Source organism: Hominifimenecus sp. rT4P-3, assembly GCF_051055405.1.
GTDB lineage: Bacteria > Bacillota > Clostridia > Lachnospirales > Lachnospiraceae > Pseudolachnospira.
On sequence record NZ_CP167068.1, the window covers coordinates 102,651 to 119,388 of the forward strand.

Genomic DNA, 16,738 nt, shown 5'->3' on the forward strand with positions numbered 1-16,738 from the left:
AACCACAGCTCTATGTTTATTTGTTAATTAGTTAGATAACGCATGACGTTTTATATATAGCAAGGATACATTCAACATAGAGTTTGCGGAAACACAGCGTAAATTTATTACAAAGGAGTGATTCTTTATGTTATTTGTTGGCATTGATGTAGCCAAATCCAAACATGAATGCTGTATCATTGATTCTGATGGTGTTATCATTACGGATTCCCTCCGTATTCCAAACACCAAAGAAGGTTTCGTTACACTTTACACCTCCATCATCTCTGCCCTTAAGTCAAGTGATTTTTCAAACGTAAAAATAGGACTTGAATCAACAGGTCATTACAGCACAAACATTACAAACTATCTGTATTCCAAAGGCTTTAGTATTACCGTACTGAACCCTTTAGTAACAAATGCTTTTCGTAAGGCCGGAACCCTTAGGAAAACCAAAACAGATAAGTGTGACGCCAAAGTCATTGCAACTATGCTCTTTTCTGATGAATCAAAATCCTATTCCCCTTCATCATACCAAATCCAAGAGCTAAAGTCACTAACAAGGCATCGTTATCGTATGATTGGTTACCGTTCTAAACTTAAGCTTTCTGTTACTCGGCTAATAGATATCATTTTTCCTGAACTGCCTGATTTTGTATGGTCTATCCACCAATCTTCCAGTTATCAGTTATTGCTTGAATTACCATGCCCAGACGAAATCCGCAAATGTCATTTGACTCATTTAACAAATGTTATTTCTAAGGCTTCCCGTGGAAAATATGGCCGTGAAAAAGCAATTCGGCTACGGGAGCTTGCAGCTAATTCTATTGGCTCATCCAACAGATCTTTAACTTTTGAATTGCAACAGACAATTCGATTAATTCAATCCGTCCAGGCTGAAATAAATACTTTGGATCAACAAATCAAACTTGTTGTAGATGAACTTAACACGCCACTTATGACCATTCCTGGTATAGGATATACAATTGCTGCTATCATTCTTGCTGAGATTGGTGATATAAATAATTTCTCATCACCAGCGAAACTTCTAGCATTTGCAGGAATGGAACCTTCTACTTACCAGTCTGGAAAATACAATGCATCTAAAACACCTATGGTTAAGAGAGGATCTACCTATTTGCGTTGGGCTATAATGCAAGCTGCAAGATTGGTTTCTATGAGAGATTCCACTTTTGCTACTTATATGGCAAAAAAGCGATCCGAAGGAAAACATTTTCATGTAGCCCAAAGCCATGTAGGCAAAAAATTGGTTCGAGTAATCTATTCACTATTAAAAAACAATACTGCATTTGTTCCACAAATGTAACAATAAAATATCCTTTCTGAAGGCAACGGAAGTTGCCTTATTTGTCATACAATTTTTTATCTGCTAAGAAAAACTATAAAATCTTATCAATTTTTACTTGACTTCATATAGTTAGTCTCCATAGCATGATACAGATATAGTATAACGCGAAGGAACAAAATATACAACGATAATTAGAGAGATACATACATTTTTTACAACGAAAGAAAGAAAACAGGCCCGTTAGGCGCGGGGAGTTGCCCTCCCCAAAAAAGAGTGCTATAATGAATTCATTGCCAGAAAGTTCGGTGAACAAAGCCAATCGAGCCGATGGAAGTATGAAAAATGGGTTTTGTTGGCAAGAATGTTTGATATAAAGTGGAAAGAAGGATGGCGAGATGACAAAAGTAGATATCGTTTCTGGTTTTCTAGGCGCGGGAAAGACGACATTTATTAAAAAACTGGTTTCTGAGGTGTATGCCGGGGAAAAGCTAGTCTTAATTGAGAATGAGTTCGGGGAAATCGGCATTGACGGAGGTTTTCTGAGAGAGGCCGGGATTCAGGTGACGGAGATGAACTCCGGCTGCATCTGCTGTACCCTGGTCGGTGATTTTAGCGAAGCCCTGAAAAAGGTGCTGGCAGAGTATCATCCGGATCGTGTGCTGATCGAGCCCTCCGGCGTTGGGAAACTGTCGGATGTGGCGAAAGCCGTGGAAGAAATCCAGGACGGAGCGGAGATCGTTCTTGGCAGCCTGATTACGGTCGTGGATGGAAAGAAAGCAAAGATGTATATGAAAAACTTTGGCGAGTTTTTCAATAATCAGGTAGAATACGCGACCACCATTGTGCTGAGCCGGACGCAGATGATGAATGGCGATAAACTGGACGAGTGCGTACATCTTCTGAAAGAAAAGAATGGAAAAGCGACGCTGATCACCACGCCGTGGGAAAGCCTAAGCGGGGAGTCCATCCGCCATGCGCTGGAGCATTCCTCCCGGCCGGAAGAGTTGATTCATTTGGAAGAAGAGCATGACTGCTGCGGCCACGATCATCATCATGAAGAAGAGTGCGGCTGTCCGGATCACCATCACGAGGAGCATGAGCACGACCACCATCATGGAGACCACGACTGTGGACATCACCATGGCCATGAAGAGCATGAACATGGTGAGCACGACTGCGAGCAGGATCATGGGGACGGCTGCCGGTATCACCATGAATACGGGGACGAAGGCTGCAAGGAGCATCATAGCCACGAGGGTCATGAGCATGAAGAGCACGGCTGCGAACATCACCATGACCACGAAGAATCCGGTTGTGGACATCATCACGATCACGAAGAATCCGGTTGTGGACATCACCATGACCACGAGGAATCTGGCTGTGAGCATCATCATGATCACCATGGACATGACTGTGGACATGACCATCATCACGATCATAGTGGACATCACCATCATCATGCCGACGAGGTATTTACCAGCTGGGGCGTGGAGACCGCTCATTCCTACAGCCGTTCGGAATTAGAAGCGGTGCTCAAAGATCTGGCAGAGACGAAGACCTATGGCGTGGTCCTGCGTGCGAAAGGAATCGTAGCCGGAGACGATGGGAACTGGATGGAATTTGATTTGGTTCCGATGGAATACCAGATTCGGAGCTGCCAGCCGGATTATACCGGAAAATTATGCGTGATTGGCACGGATTTGGCGGAGGACGCGCTGAAGAAGGTTTTCCATGTGTAAGGAGGAATCAATGGCGGTAGAAGTGTATATTTTTACCGGACTTTTGGAAAGCGGAAAAACCACGATGTTAAAAGACGCTTTGCAGAGCCCGGATTTTCGATACGGGGGTCCGACCCTGATCATCTCCTGTGAAGATGGGGAAGAAGACTATTCGGCGGATTTTTTGGATGAGATGGATGCGACCGTGGTCCGTCTGGAAGAGGAAAACGAACTGACGACAGAGCAGCTCATGGAATTTGACATGGAGCACCAGCCCCGCCAGGTGATGATCGAGTATAACGGAACCTGGGGCGTTGACCGAATTTTAGATCTGGCGCTGCCGCGGGGGTGGCAGGTTTACGGCGTCTATGCTACGGTAAACGCGGAAACGGCCGAGCTGTACCTGCAGAATATGAGAACCATGTTTATGGAACCGCTGTTTCCTGCGGGCCTGATCATCTTTAACCGCTGCAAGGACGATTTGGACCGGAAAAAATTCCGGCGGAATATCAAAGCGGTCAATTCCCGGGCGCAGATTGTTTTTGAACGGCCCGATGGGACGCCGGTGGAGGAGACTGAGGAGGACCTTCCCTTTGATTGGAACGCGGATAAGGTCGAGATCGACGATATGGATTACGGAATCTGGTATATTGACGCGATGGAGCACCCGGAACGCTATCAGGGAAAGACGATTCGGTTTTTAGCGCAGGTTTACCGGGCGCCGCACCTGGGAAGAAAAGCCTTTGTGCCGGGTCGTTTTGTGATGACCTGCTGCGCTAACGACATTCAGTTCCTTGGATTTATCTGTCATTATGATTCTGTGCTTCCCTATAAGACCAGGGACTGGGTTCATGTGGAAGTAGAATTTGGCGTCGAGTATCATCGCCTTTACGGTGAGGAAGGACCGGTGCTGCATCTGAAAAAAATCGAGGGCGCCGCGAAGCCTGAGGACGACGTGGTGTCGTTTAATTAGGCGGCAGGGATTTTTCCTAATGATTACGCGCATCTCCCTTTGAAATTATTGAACTAAAGCGAAAAACTCTAAAAAATTAAGAGGTGACAGAAATGCCTGGATCTGTAAATGCTGACCTTGAATTTATCCAACGAATCCGTACTCGACATTCCATGCTAAGTGGAGCTACGCAACGGATTGCAGACTATCTCTTAGAATCAGACTTAGACCAGATAAAGGATATCAATGTAAATTCATTAGCCAAGATTACTGGTACCAGTGCGTCTACCGTTACCCGTTTTTGTAGGATATTGGGGTATGAAGGATTTTCAGAATTTAAGTTTTATATCAATAAAGAAATCCTTAGCGGGTACTCTAAAACAGAAAAGTTAAAAAAAGGAGACTCCGCCTCGGAAGTGAAACAAAAAGTAGCGGAGCTGATTGTACAGTCAATCTCTATGACGGAATTGAAAATAGATAACGATCAATTGGAAAAAGCTATTACCGCGATCCAAAATGCGGAGACAGTGCTTTTTTTGGGGATGGGAGCTTCTTCTGGAATTGCGGAAACTGCTGCTGGAATGATGCTTTGTTCCGGGATTAATTCGTTCTCCTCTTCTGATCCGTTAACGCAACTGAGGAAGCTCGCCTATTTAAAAAAGGGTGATGTGGTGGTGGGATTGAACAGCCAAGGCAAGTCTCGAGATATTTATGATGTTTTTGCTATGGCGAAGAAGAAGGGAATTATCTGTATTAGTATTGCAACTTTTTCCGATTCCCCTCTAGTTTCTGTAGCGGATATTTTTTTAGAAACGGCGATTAAAGAAGAGAAGTTTATGCAACTTTCTATGGCTATGATTTGTCAGTTGTTCGTGATTGAGTGTCTTCAAATCGGATTGGTTATGGGGAATTCGGAAAATAGCAAAGAAAAAATCCAGGAAATGCTGCAATATACATCGATGAAGTACCTAAAATGATAAAAATATTTTTTCTGGAAATAAATTTTAATGAAAACATTTTCAAAATCTGCTTGCAAATGACAAAAAGATATGGTATAGTCTTTCTAAGAAAAATATAAGTTTCCATTTTGGAGGCTTATATTTTTAATCAAATATGAAAAAGATTTCATAAAAAAATATAAAATATAAAAAAATTTTTATAAAAAGGAGAGAGAATATGAGGAACCTAAGAGACAGGATTCAAAAGGGCGAAATTTTATATGGACTGAATGTTCAGATATGCGACCCTGTGGTAGCGGAGGCGGCAGCCATTGAGGGATATGACTTTCTCAGACTGGATGCCTGTCACTATCCCATTCCGTCCGACAAGATTGCCCATTTTATACTGGCAGCGGACAGTATGGAAATTCCAGTAATAGCCAGAATTGACGATCTGGAGCTAGGAGCATTACTCTTGGACTATGGGCTTACCGGTATCATGGTACAGAAAGTGCAAAATGCGGAGCAGGCAAGGAAAGTTGTAGACGCTTACCGGTACTATCCTTTGGGGCGCCGAAATATGAGCAAGTATACCCGAATGAAAAAGTATGGCAGGATAGACGATGTGGAGTCCATGGAGGTAGAAGACAGGAAAACTATTATTGAGATTCAGATTGAAGATTTAGAAGGACTTGCCAATATGGATGAGATTTTTTCAGTTCCGGGAATCGATTTGGTCTGTTCCGGCAGAAATGATCTTTCTGAGGCTTTAGGGGTCCCGGGGCAGACCACTCATCCCAAGGTACTGGAGGCCGAAGACCGAATTATTGAGAGTGCGTTAAAAGCTGGTTTAAATCTTCAAATGTCTCCACGGAACCAAAAATCTGCTCAAGATTTTGTTCAGAAAGGCTGTCGGGTCTTGACCGTTGCCCGGGATCTGGAATGTATGATGAATGGAATGCAGGGCGTGTTAAAAGATAGAAATTGTTTGAGAAAGTGAGGAAAAGCGAATGACACCGGATGTAATTTCTCTGCTAATTTTGCTATTTGTATTGATTGCCTTTATTACACGAATTATCCCGGTTAGTATTGTGGCTCTGATAGGCTGTGCTTTATGTGTATTGACGGGCCTTATTGAACCCAATGCTATTTTCAGCTCTTTTGTGTCCAATGGTGTTACATTAGTTATGGGTATGATGGTGGTAGGCGCTGCGATGTTTCATTCCGGATTGGCTTATCGGATCAGCCATTTGTTTTTGAAGATTACTGGTACTACGGAGAGAGGGATTGTGCTGGCTACCCTTTTGATCAGTACACTGATGTCTGCTATTATGAATAATGTAGGCGTTGTAGTAACGTTAATGCCTATTATTATGGGAATGTGCCGGGCTGCAAAAGTGAACTATTCCAGAGTTCTCTATCCGTTGGCCTGCGGTTCTATGATGGGAGGTATGCTGAGTTTGGTGGGTACTACTACCAATCCAATCGCCAGTAATTTTTTGACGGATTTGGGTATACCTGGTTTTCAGTTTTTTGATACGGCGTATATTGGGTTACCTCTCTGCATCGTTGGCCTTGCTTATTTTTATTTCTTTGGGAGTAAGCTGCTGCCTAATATTGTTGTTGACATTCAAACCGAAGAGGAAGGGGAGGCGTTTCAGGAAAACAAGCGCAGCATGATTATCTGTGGCATAGTAGTGGCGGCGGTGGTAGTAGTGATGGCTATCAATCCTTCTTGGATGCCTCTGCATATAGCAGCCATCGTTGGGGGCTTGATTATGGTATTAACCAAGTGTGTGACAGAAAAGCAGTTCTGGGCCAGCTTGGATTGGACGACCATTTCTATGGCTGGTGGAATGGGCGTGATCAGTGGTGCAGTTATGTCTGCTGGAGGAGGGAAACTAATTGCCAACTTTGTGGTTGATGTCTTAGGGGAAGCTCCTAACCCTTATGTGATCTGTACCATTATTTTCTTGATTGTAGGTATTATGACACAGTTCCTATCCAATGTGGGAGCAGTATCCCTTATGGCTCCTATTGGCATTTTTATTGCGCAAGGCTTGAATATAAATCCCTTTGCAATGACCATGATTGTAGCGGTAGCGGCCAATGCCTCGTATATGACCCCGATTGGAGCCAATGCCTACACTGTGATTTATGAGCCGGGCGGTTACAAATTTTCCGATTTTCTACGGCCGGGGCTAGGATTATTTTTGATCAATATGGTATTAGCGATTGCTATTGTTCCTATGGTATGGTCTTTTTAAAGCAAAAAGAGGAGGGAAAAGGAGTCATGAATTCAGAAGTAGAAAAAGATTATCAGGAATATATGGAAAAGGGAAGAATATGGGGAGCTATCCCGAAAGAGCGGATCTCTAAAATTAAGATTCCACGGCTTGCCCGGGAACGGATTGAACAACTAAAAAATTATGGAGATTTAGGCAGCGCTGTGTCCGATATTCTGGACAAAAAGGGAATTCGCGGATGCATTCCTTCTACTTACATCAAGCCAGTAATTCCGGGAAAGAAAATTGTAGGGCATGCTATGACCATTCGGAATCTGCCTATTCGGAAAACTACATACAAGGCTTATCAGGATAAAGATCCTATTTATTTTTGTACTAGAGACATTTACTTTTTAACGGAACCGGGGGATATTTTAATTTCTGATACAGCTGGAAATAGGGATTGCTCCAACTCTGGCGGAATCACATTAGCCATTGCTCAACATCTGGGATTGCAGGGGTTTATTGTCAATGGGGCGGTTCGGGATATAGAAACGATCAAAGAAATTGACTTTCCGGTATGGTCCTCCGGGCAGACGGTGATTTCTGGAAAAAATCACATTGAAGCGGTGGAAATCAACGGACCTATTTGTCTCCATGATATCCGGGTAGAGCCAGGAGACCTGGTAGTAGCGGACGATTCAGGCATTGCTGTGATTCCGGTTGATTGTATTGACGAGGTATTGGCGGAGTTGGATAAAATTAAAAACGATGAGGATATCAATCGTCGACTGATTCAGGAAAATGCTCCTATGTCAGAATTTAAAAAATATTATAGAACCTATGTTAAGTAAAGGGAGATGATGTATATTGTCCACCTACGGTAAGGACGGAGGGGTTCCATGAAAATTGCAGTAATTCAGATGGCAGTGAAGGAATCGGTACGGGAGAATTTGTACCATGCAGAGCAAATGATTGCTCGGGCAGCAAAGAATGATGCAGATCTGCTGATTCTGCCAGAAATGTTCTGTTGTCTTTATACAAATGAAAGTTTTGCAGCGTATGCTGAAGTAGAAGATGGTGAAATTTGCCGAAGAATGGCGGAATCCGCCAGATCAAACCAGATTTTTTTGGTGGCAGGCAGTATGCCGGAGCGGGAGGGAGAACGGATTTACAATACTTCTTTTGTATATAACAATCGAGGTGAACGTATTGCCAGGCATCGGAAAGTGCATCTGTTTGATATTGATGTGGAAGGGGGGCAGACGTTTGCTGAATCAGATACTTTTTCCAGTGGAAACGAGAGTACGGTATTTGATACCCCTTTTGGGCGGTTTGGACTTTGTATTTGTTTTGACATGCGTTTTCCGGAACTGGCTATGCGTATGACTCTGGATGGAGCTCAAGCGATTTTAGTGCCAGCAGCGTTCAATATGACCACCGGGCCGGCTCACTGGAAAACCATGTTTTGTCAGAGGGCAGTGGACAATCAATTATATACCGTGGGCGCCGCGCCGGCCCGAGATGAATCCGGTCCGTATATTTCTTATGGAAATTCTATTGTCTGCGGCCCCTGGGGAAATATTGTAAATCGGGCGGGAAAAGAGGAGACAATCCTATATGCGGATCTGGAGTGGGAGGAGAATGAAAAAATTCGCAAACAACTTCCTCTTTTGGCGTCAAGAAAGCCGAAAATATACCAGTAAAGAGAGGATGGGTTACATGGAAAAAAATATATTTAGAGATGAGTTTGAACGGTACTTCCCGTTCTGGAGCAGGATTCAAAATTCGGAATGGAAGGAGTGTGTCTTTAAAATATGGGAGGAGCTCTTTCTGATGTCGAACTGGCCTAAACTCCAGGATGCACGCTTTATGCCACTGACCCCGGAAGTGTCTCTGGTAGCGCATGTAGAGAATGTGACTGAAGGCAGCGTGGCGTTAGCCAATGTCTTTGTTCAGAATTACCAGACACAGGTGGATTTTGATGTGCTGATTGTGTCCGCGTTGCTTCACGATGTGAGTAAACTGATTGAAATGGAGCCAGGCAAAGAGGCTATAGAGAAAACAAAAATCGGAAAGACCTTCCAACATGGCTATTTTGGCGCCTATATGGCGCAAAAGTATGGATTGCCAGACAGTATTGTCACTAATATTTTGACTCATACAGGATTTTCCAAAACTCTGCCAAGCACCATAGAAGGGATCTTTCTGTTCTACGCGGACATGGCGGATTCCGATGCACACCGTTTTGAGGATGGTATTGCGTTAAATATTCTGCATCATAAGTAGGGCGCAGCATTTGCACTAACACCAACGTAACACTTTGCACCCTCATATCAGAGGAGATAAGCGCGCCGGTACCCTGGGACTACTATTGATTCCCTTTGTGGATGTCGTAGGAGTTCCCGCCCATGAGCTGGGTTCGGCGGCAATTTTGGGCATTTCGGCCGCGATGATTACGGCGACCAGTACATCTACCGCGTCTCCAATCATAGAAGTCGGAAAGTATTCTTTGGTTCAGTTCACTAAATTTGGACTTTTAATGTCAGCGGTAAAAATAGTAGCGGTGGTTATTTACTTTCTCGCGTTTATACAGTATTAATTTTAGTAAGATGTGAAAACGCTCCCCCAAAGGAAAAGTGAGTTCCTTTGAGGGAGCGTTTTAGTGTGCATATAATGTGTATAAAAATATTGACTTATGTGTATGCAGTGTGTATAATATTGTTAGAAAGGAGATACTCTATTTTCATGAAACAACGGGATTTGATAAAGAAACTTGAACAGGTTGGATTCGTTTTTGAGAGACATGGCGGGAATCATGATATATACAGACGTGAGGGAGAGATCGAGAAAGTACCGCGGCATAAGGAAATTGATGAACGATTAGCAAAAGCGATTCTGAAAAAATGGGAGCTCTAAGCTTCCGCAAGATTTTGTTTATTTGAAGATAGAGACATAAAGGAGGAACACAATGAAAGCTGTTTATCCAGTGATTTTTACGCAAACGGATACGGTAGTTTTAGTAGAAGTACCGAATTTGGAAATTTTGACAGAAGGAAAGGATTTACAGGATGCGATTGAAATGGCCCGTGATGCAATTGGACTTACAGGAATTTCAATGCAGGATCACGGGGAAAATATCCCAGCGCCATCGGATTACCGTGAAGTCAGATTAGAGGAAGGCACATTTGCAAATGAAGGGGAAAGCCATGTATTTCTAGTTGATATTGATTTTGATATCTATCGAAGAAAAGTTGATGTAAAAACGGTTCGCAGAAACGTCACATTACCGAATTGGTTAAATAGAGAAGCGGAAAAAGCGCATATCAACGTATCTAAAGTGCTACAAGAGGCTTTAATGGCTAAGCTGGGCGTGAACAGATAGCTCAGTCATTGATAAATTTGCAGGCCGCCAGGGAAAGTAAAAACCTGGCGGCTATCAAAAGGTATGTACATTTTCAGTCAAGCGCATGTACATTTCATGAAAAAAGTTCTTGCCATTTCTTTGGAATATGATATAATGAAGAGCGTGGAATGGAGATATAGCTCAGCTGGGATGAGCGTTCGCCTCACACGCGAGAGGTCGCGGGTTCGAGCCCCGCTGTCTCCACTCGGTTCCTATGCGGAACCTTCTTTCATTTTAATTTATATTCTTTTCGGGGGCGTGGCTCAGCTGGGAGAGCGTCGCGTTCGCAACGCGAAGGCCGAGGGTTCGAATCCCTTCGTCTCCACTAGAGAATGCTGTAAAATCAACTGGTTTTACGGCATTTTTTGTACGCTTTTTGGGATATGACCGGAAAAGAGCTGCCATCCCACGGTGACGGGAGTCAACAAGCATATCTGAAACGATCCATGTTATAATCGGATTGGCTGCCATAAGCAGTCAATGAAGATAAGTATTTCATTACCCGTTCAAACATGATATACTATATTTCTAGAGAGAAGGTGACATCTGATGCTGGAAAGCAAGCTGCAAATTCGTAATAGCACAGTCGATTTCCTCGTTTTTACGAAAGACGCTCGTGAGGAAGGGATCGAAGTCCGTGTGCAGGATAATAATGTTTGGCTGACTCAAAAGGCCATTGGCCAACTTTTTGATGTGGATCGCAGCGTTATCACCAAGCACCTGAAGAAGATATTGGAAAGTGGTGAATTAAACGAAAATTCAGTATGTGCATTTTTTGCACAAACTGCGGATGACGGAAAAACCTATCGCCAAGAACTACCTCTCCGTGAATGAGATGCAAGAGCTAAATGAGATTGTGACGATGTATCTCGACTATGCTACGAGGCAGGCTCGGCGTCACATTCCGATGACCATGGCAGATTGGGCGTCAAAGTTGGATGCATTTCTGCAGTTTAATGATGCGGACCTTTTGCGGGATAAAGGGAAAGTGACATCTGCTATTGCGAAAGCTTTTGCAGAAAATTTCACGCAATAGAACAACGCTCTTGAACGAAATAGCTCGGCATTACAGTGATGGCGTTGTAGAATGTCCAGGGAGCCGGTATTCTCGTCCAAAATCAAGCGCAAGCGAAGGTGACGATTAGACAATTCTTTATAGATTTATCTGTTAGGCATGATGTTGATTTGCGATTATCATGTAAATAAGAGCGCCGGATGGTTTGCATCCATGGTAGATGGAACGCTGCCGCCTTTCATTGACAAGTATTCCCAACATAACTATAATATAACATATTAAACAGATAGGCTTTTGGTAAAATGAAAGAAGGCTTTCACATGCAGCCTGTGGATTGCGGATTTGGCCTACAGGAGTGAATAGGAGTGAAAACGTGAAGAAAAAAGCAATTGTCGCCATGAGCGGCGGCGTAGACTCCAGCGTGGCGGCTTATCTCATGAAGGAACAGGGGTATGACTGCATGGGAGTTACGATGAAACTATTTCACAATGAAGATATTGGGATTTCAAAGGAACATGCCTGCTGCTCGTTGGAGGATGTGGAGGACGCACGAAGCGTCGCCTATCAGTTAGAAATCCCGTATTATGTATTCAATTTTTCAGAGCGTTTTCAGGAAGACGTAATTCGCCGGTTTATTGCTGCTTACGAACGCGGAATGACACCGAACCCTTGTATTGACTGCAATCGGTATTTGAAATTTGATCAGCTGTATCGCCGGGCCAAAGAACTGGGCTATCCTTATGTGGCGACGGGGCATTATGCCAGAATCAGCCAAGATCCCTCTTCCGGCCGGTATTTATTGAAAAAAGCGATCGACGGGGAGAAGGAGCAAAGTTATGTGCTGTATGCATTGACCCAGGAACAACTAAAGCATACGCGGTTCCCGCCCTCGATAGGCCCAGGCGGCTGAAAGCAAAGGTGCGTTACCGGCAAAGGGAACAATGGGCAGTTGTGACGCAGACGGATACCGATGCGCTTTTCGTTGAATTTGACGAGCCCCAGCGCGCCATTACAAAGGGACAGGCCGTCGTATTGTACGATGGTGAAATGGTGGTCGGCGGAGGTACCATTTGTTCTGTTGAGTAAAATGGAAAAGAGGAAATATTTTATGAAAGAAGGATTGACAGAATAAAAGGATCGTGCTACAATAAAACCTATGAAACAGGTAGGATTAGTAGGATAATCCGCAAAAAGAAAAGAAGATGGATTTATGGAAGGAGATATGGTTATGAAGATTTATGAAGAGATCACCGATTTGATCGGATCTACCCCCCTGGTGAAGTTGAAAAATTATTCGGCGGCCCGTGCATTGGATGCGACAATTCTGGCAAAGGTAGAATTTTTTAATCCGGCGGGAAGTGTGAAGGATCGGATTGCCAAAGCAATGTTGGATGACGCGGAAGCCAAAGGAGTTTTGAAGAAGGGCGCTGTGATCATTGAACCGACCAGCGGAAATACAGGAATCGGCCTCGCCTCGGTGGCGGCGGCCAGAGGATACCAGGTGATCCTTACGATGCCGGAGACCATGAGCGTGGAGCGCCGCAATCTGCTGAAGGCTTACGGAGCGAAGCTGGTGTTGACAGATGGAGCGAAGGGAATGAAAGGCGCCATCGAAAAGGCGGAGGAACTTGCGGCCACAACTCCCAACAGCTTTATTCCCGGTCAGTTTACCAATGGGGCGAACCCGACGGCTCACCGCACGACCACAGGCCCGGAGATATGGCAGGATACAGATGGGAAAGTAGATATCTTTGTTGCCGGCGTCGGCACAGGCGGTACGGTAACCGGTGTGGGAGAGTATCTGAAATCACAGAACCCGAATGTGAAGGTAGTGGCGGTAGAGCCGGCGTCATCGCCTGTCCTTTCCAAAGGAACGCCCGGAGCTCATAAGATCCAGGGAATCGGCGCGGGATTTGTGCCGGATACTCTCAATACGAAGGTTTATGATGAGATCATCGCCGTGACCAATGAGGACGCTTTTGCCACAGGCAGAGCGCTGGCAAGGGAAGACGGCATGCTGGTGGGAATTTCCTCCGGCGCCGCGGTATTTGCAGCCACAGAGCTGGCGAAGCGTCCGGAAAACAAGGGCAAAGTGATTGTAGCGCTTTTGCCGGATACGGGAGAGCGTTATCTCTCCACGCCGATGTTTGCGGAGTAGATTTAAATCACATAGTTGTTGGCATAACGTTCCCGCTGTTGATCTAGGATATCCTGCAGGGTGATTCCATCCAGATATTCACGGATTACTTTGTATAAACCTTTCCATACCGGAAGCGTAGGGCAGTCGCCGCTTCGATCGCATTCGACCGGATCCTGCTCTACGCATGGAACGGGGGAGAGACTGCCTTCCGTCAGGCGAAGAATCATGCCGACCGTATATTTATCCGGGCTTTTTGCCAGCATATAACCGCCTTGATAACCCCGGTTGGTTTTTAAAATATCGAAGCGGTTGAAGATCGGGACGATTTGTTCCAGATACTTTTTGGAAATATTTTGGCGCTGGGCGATATCTTTGAGGGCAATATATCCGTCTTCCTGATGTTCCGCCAAATCAAGCAGCATACGCAGCGCGTAGCGGCCTTTTGTAGAAATTTTCATGCTTGAGACTCCTTTTTTAGAACTTCCCTTTCATGGAAGGGATATTCCTATAATACCATATATTTTATAGGCTTTCAACGAAGATGTACACGCAAATGCAGAGGCGCTTTGCCGAGAGAGACGCTGCGCCTATGATTTCGTGGACGTCTTTTTGTCAGGAGTATGAAAATACGATAGAATTGAACAAGGAGGAGGGAGTATGACGCTCCAACAGTTGCATTACGTGATTACGATAGCCGAAGTGGGCTCCTTAAATAAAGCGGCAGAGATATTATATATGGCGCAGCCCTCACTGACCAGTTCCATGCAGGAGCTGGAACGGGAATTGGGGATCACGATCTTTTATCGGAGCGGCCGAGGGGTCTCCTTGACCCAGGACGGAGCGGAATTTTTGCTGTATGCGAGACAGGTATACAATCAGTACGAGTCTCTGATGGACAAGTATGGAAAGTCGCAAAACCTGAAAAGGAAGTTCGGCGTATCCACGCAGCATTATTCCTTTGCGGTCAAAGCATTTGTGGAGCTGGTGAAACGTTTTGATACTTCCCAATATGAGTTTGCGATTCGGGAGACAAAGACGAGAGACGTGATCCTGGACGTGGGAACGCTGAGAAGCGAGATTGGGATTCTTTATCTCAGTGATTTCAACCGCGCCGCCATCAATAAGCTGCTGCGGACCGGCAATTTGGAATTTCATCATCTGATCGATTGTCAGGCCTATGTTTATCTTTGGTCCGGACATCCATTGGCCCAAAATAAGTCCATTTGTTTTGACGAGTTAAAGGATTATCCTTGCCTCTCCTTTGAGCAAGGGGATGCCAGTTCCTTCTATTTTGCGGAGGAGATATTAAGTACCCATGAGTATACCCGGACCATTAAAGCAAACGACAGAGCGACCATGCTGAACCTGATGATTGGCCTCAATGGATATACCCTTTGTTCCGGGATTATCTGCGAGGAGTTAAATGGCGATGATTATCTGGCCGTTCCTTTTCAGGCGGATTCTGTGGAAGCCGGCAGTGTCATGGAAATCGGCTATATCACCAAACAAAATACCGTGTTGAGCAATATTGGAACGCTGTATGTGGAAGAAATGAAACGATATCTTGGGATAGAAAAATAAATGGAATCAGGGCTGCTTTTTGTATGTAACGCGGAGGTATAGATTTGATCTATATCTCCGTATTTATATCCCGTATTGGACGGGAAGAGAGGGGGTCGTTATAATAAAACCAGATAAAAAATAAAAAAGCGGTACAGCCGCGGAAGGAGCATATGATGGCGAATATAAATGATTCAAAAAATTGGAGTTTTGAGACAAGGCAGCTGCATATTGGGCAGGAACAGGCCGATCCGACGACCGATGCGAGAGCGGTTCCGATCTATGCGACCACATCTTATGTATTTCATGATTCGAAACATGCAGCGGATCGCTTTGGCCTGCGGGACGCGGGAAATATTTATGGAAGACTGACCAATCCTACGCAGGAAATTTTTGAGCAGAGAATCGCTTCCCTGGAAGGCGGCGTTGCTGCGCTGGCGACAGCTTCCGGGGCGGCGGCTATCCATTACGCCATCAGCGCGTTGGCCCGCAGCGGAGAGCATATCGTAGCCTCCAAAACGATCTATGGCGGCACGTACAATCTGCTGGCCCATACCTTACCGCTTTCTTCCGGGATCACCGCGACCTTTGTGGACCCGGATGTGGAAGGTTCCTTTGAGGCGGCAATTCAGGATAATACGAAAGCGATCTTTATTGAAACCCTGGGCAATCCCAACTCCAACCTGATCGATATCGAGGCGGTTGCCGCTGTCGCTCACAATCATGGGATTCCGTTGGTGATCGATTCTACCTTTGCTACGCCGTATCTGATCCGTCCTATCGAACATGGGGCAGATATCGTGGTTCACTCTGCCACCAAATTCATCGGCGGTCATGGAACGGCCATCGGCGGCGTGATCGTGGACGGAGGAACCTTTGACTGGAAGGCTTCCGGCAAGTATCCCTGGATTTCGGAGGCAAATCCCAGCTACCATGGCATTTCCTTTGCCGACGCGGTAGGCCCTGCCGCCTTTGTTACCTATATCCGTGCGGTCCTGCTTCGAGATACGGGAGCTACGATTTCCCCGTTCCATGCTTTCCTTTTCTTACAGGGATTGGAGACTCTTTCTCTGCGGGTAAAACAGCATGTGGAAAATGCTTTGAAGATTGTGGAGTATTTGGATCGCCATCCTCAAGTAGAAGCGGTACATCATCCTTCCCTGGAAAGCGAGTCCAGCCATAGCCTGTACCAAAAGTATTTCCCAGGCGGCGCAGGTTCCATTTTCACCTTTGAGATCAAGGGCGATGCGGCGACGGCGCAGAAGTTTATTGACAATCTGGCAATTTTCTCGCTTCTTGCCAATGTGGCGGATGTAAAGTCTCTGGTAATCCATCCGGCCAGCACCACCCATTCTCAGCTGACGGAAGCGGAATTGCTGGATCAGGGGATCAAGCCGAATACCATTCGTCTGTCTATCGGCATTGAAAATGTAAATGATTTGATCGCCGCTTTGGACGCTGCCTTTGAAGCAGTAAAATAAAAACGAACCGATTTT

20 protein-coding genes and 2 tRNA genes are annotated in these 16,738 nt (G+C 45.1%); 21 read left to right on the top strand and 1 reads right to left on the bottom strand.

Annotation, left to right across the window (positions count from 1 at the left end; genetic code table 11):
- Positions 1–127 precede the first annotated feature (127 nt).
- The 19 genes from ACCC71_RS00520 to cysK all read left to right on the top strand — a co-directional run bounded on the left by ACCC71_RS00520 (position 128) and on the right by cysK (position 13,700).
- Positions 128–1,306: an IS110 family transposase gene (locus tag ACCC71_RS00520; protein ID WP_434310505.1), complete on the top strand. Its 1,179-nt coding sequence runs from the start codon at positions 128–130 to the stop codon at positions 1,304–1,306.
- 377 nt (positions 1,307–1,683) lie between these two features.
- The gene (locus ACCC71_RS00525) at positions 1,684–3,027 is read left to right on the top strand and encodes a GTP-binding protein (RefSeq protein WP_434310506.1); all 1,344 of its coding nucleotides are present in this window, start codon (positions 1,684–1,686) and stop codon (positions 3,025–3,027) included.
- Between the two features lie 10 nt (positions 3,028–3,037).
- Positions 3,038–3,979 carry a TIGR03943 family putative permease subunit gene (locus ACCC71_RS00530; protein ID WP_434310507.1) on the top strand — a complete coding sequence of 314 codons (942 nt, stop codon included), beginning with the start codon at positions 3,038–3,040 and terminating at the stop codon, positions 3,977–3,979.
- Between the two features lie 92 nt (positions 3,980–4,071).
- Complete coding sequence (locus ACCC71_RS00535; RefSeq protein ID WP_434310508.1) at positions 4,072–4,935, top strand: MurR/RpiR family transcriptional regulator; 864 nt, start codon at positions 4,072–4,074, stop codon at positions 4,933–4,935.
- A gap of 199 nt (positions 4,936–5,134) precedes the next feature.
- The gene (locus ACCC71_RS00540) at positions 5,135–5,896 is read left to right on the top strand and encodes an HpcH/HpaI aldolase family protein (RefSeq protein ID WP_434310509.1); all 762 of its coding nucleotides are present in this window, start codon (positions 5,135–5,137) and stop codon (positions 5,894–5,896) included.
- A gap of 10 nt (positions 5,897–5,906) precedes the next feature.
- Positions 5,907–7,163: an SLC13 family permease gene (locus ACCC71_RS00545; RefSeq protein ID WP_434310510.1), complete on the top strand. Its 1,257-nt coding sequence runs from the start codon at positions 5,907–5,909 to the stop codon at positions 7,161–7,163.
- 26 nt (positions 7,164–7,189) lie between these two features.
- Positions 7,190–7,975: an RraA family protein gene (locus ACCC71_RS00550; RefSeq protein ID WP_434310511.1), complete on the top strand. Its 786-nt coding sequence runs from the start codon at positions 7,190–7,192 to the stop codon at positions 7,973–7,975.
- Positions 7,976–8,023: 48 nt separating this feature from the next.
- Positions 8,024–8,827, top strand: a complete 804-nt coding sequence (locus ACCC71_RS00555) for a carbon-nitrogen hydrolase family protein (RefSeq protein ID WP_434310512.1) — start codon at positions 8,024–8,026, stop codon at positions 8,825–8,827.
- 166 nt (positions 8,828–8,993) lie between these two features.
- Positions 8,994–9,410 (top strand): HD domain-containing protein, encoded by a 417-nt coding sequence (locus tag ACCC71_RS00560; RefSeq protein ID WP_434310513.1) that lies wholly within the window; start codon positions 8,994–8,996, stop codon positions 9,408–9,410.
- 85 nt (positions 9,411–9,495) lie between these two features.
- Positions 9,496–9,723 carry a hypothetical protein gene (locus tag ACCC71_RS00565; RefSeq protein ID WP_434310514.1) on the top strand — a complete coding sequence of 76 codons (228 nt, stop codon included), beginning with the start codon at positions 9,496–9,498 and terminating at the stop codon, positions 9,721–9,723.
- A 146-nt stretch (positions 9,724–9,869) separates the two neighbouring features.
- Entirely contained in the window at positions 9,870–10,040 is a 171-nt protein-coding gene (locus tag ACCC71_RS00570; RefSeq protein WP_434310515.1) for a type II toxin-antitoxin system HicA family toxin, read from the top strand.
- 52 nt (positions 10,041–10,092) lie between these two features.
- On the top strand, positions 10,093–10,506 hold the full coding sequence (locus tag ACCC71_RS00575) for a type II toxin-antitoxin system HicB family antitoxin (RefSeq protein WP_434310516.1): 414 nt from the start codon (positions 10,093–10,095) through the stop codon (positions 10,504–10,506).
- A 151-nt stretch (positions 10,507–10,657) separates the two neighbouring features.
- Positions 10,658–10,731: transfer RNA gene (locus tag ACCC71_RS00580), tRNA-Val, on the top strand.
- Between the two features lie 48 nt (positions 10,732–10,779).
- A tRNA-Ala gene (locus ACCC71_RS00585) sits at positions 10,780–10,852 on the top strand.
- Positions 10,853–11,076: 224 nt separating this feature from the next.
- Positions 11,077–11,361 (top strand): hypothetical protein, encoded by a 285-nt coding sequence (locus tag ACCC71_RS00590; protein ID WP_434310517.1) that lies wholly within the window; start codon positions 11,077–11,079, stop codon positions 11,359–11,361.
- Between the two features lies 1 nt (position 11,362).
- The gene (gene rhuM, locus ACCC71_RS00595) at positions 11,363–11,563 is read left to right on the top strand and encodes a RhuM family protein (RefSeq protein ID WP_434311784.1); all 201 of its coding nucleotides are present in this window, start codon (positions 11,363–11,365) and stop codon (positions 11,561–11,563) included.
- A gap of 352 nt (positions 11,564–11,915) precedes the next feature.
- Positions 11,916–12,452, top strand: a complete 537-nt coding sequence (locus tag ACCC71_RS00600; RefSeq protein ID WP_434310518.1) for a 7-cyano-7-deazaguanine synthase — start codon at positions 11,916–11,918, stop codon at positions 12,450–12,452.
- Positions 12,453–12,460: 8 nt separating this feature from the next.
- On the top strand, positions 12,461–12,628 hold the full coding sequence (locus ACCC71_RS00605; RefSeq protein ID WP_434310519.1) for an aminomethyltransferase beta-barrel domain-containing protein: 168 nt from the start codon (positions 12,461–12,463) through the stop codon (positions 12,626–12,628).
- Between the two features lie 142 nt (positions 12,629–12,770).
- A complete protein-coding gene (gene cysK, locus ACCC71_RS00610; protein WP_434310520.1) occupies positions 12,771–13,700 on the top strand; it encodes a cysteine synthase A in 930 nt (309 codons plus the stop codon).
- A 2-nt stretch (positions 13,701–13,702) separates the two neighbouring features.
- On the opposite strand, the gene ACCC71_RS00615 is transcribed toward cysK, so the two are convergent.
- Positions 13,703–14,140, bottom strand: coding sequence for an RrF2 family transcriptional regulator (locus ACCC71_RS00615; RefSeq protein ID WP_434310521.1), 438 nt, complete (start codon positions 14,138–14,140; stop codon positions 13,703–13,705).
- A gap of 199 nt (positions 14,141–14,339) precedes the next feature.
- Here ACCC71_RS00615 and ACCC71_RS00620 point away from each other — a divergent pair, with 199 nt between their 5' ends.
- Both ACCC71_RS00620 and ACCC71_RS00625 read left to right on the top strand, forming a co-directional pair.
- Positions 14,340–15,263 carry a LysR family transcriptional regulator gene (locus tag ACCC71_RS00620; protein WP_434310522.1) on the top strand — a complete coding sequence of 308 codons (924 nt, stop codon included), beginning with the start codon at positions 14,340–14,342 and terminating at the stop codon, positions 15,261–15,263.
- A 155-nt stretch (positions 15,264–15,418) separates the two neighbouring features.
- Positions 15,419–16,723: an O-acetylhomoserine aminocarboxypropyltransferase/cysteine synthase family protein gene (locus ACCC71_RS00625; RefSeq protein WP_434311785.1), complete on the top strand. Its 1,305-nt coding sequence runs from the start codon at positions 15,419–15,421 to the stop codon at positions 16,721–16,723.
- Positions 16,724–16,738 lie beyond the last annotated feature (15 nt).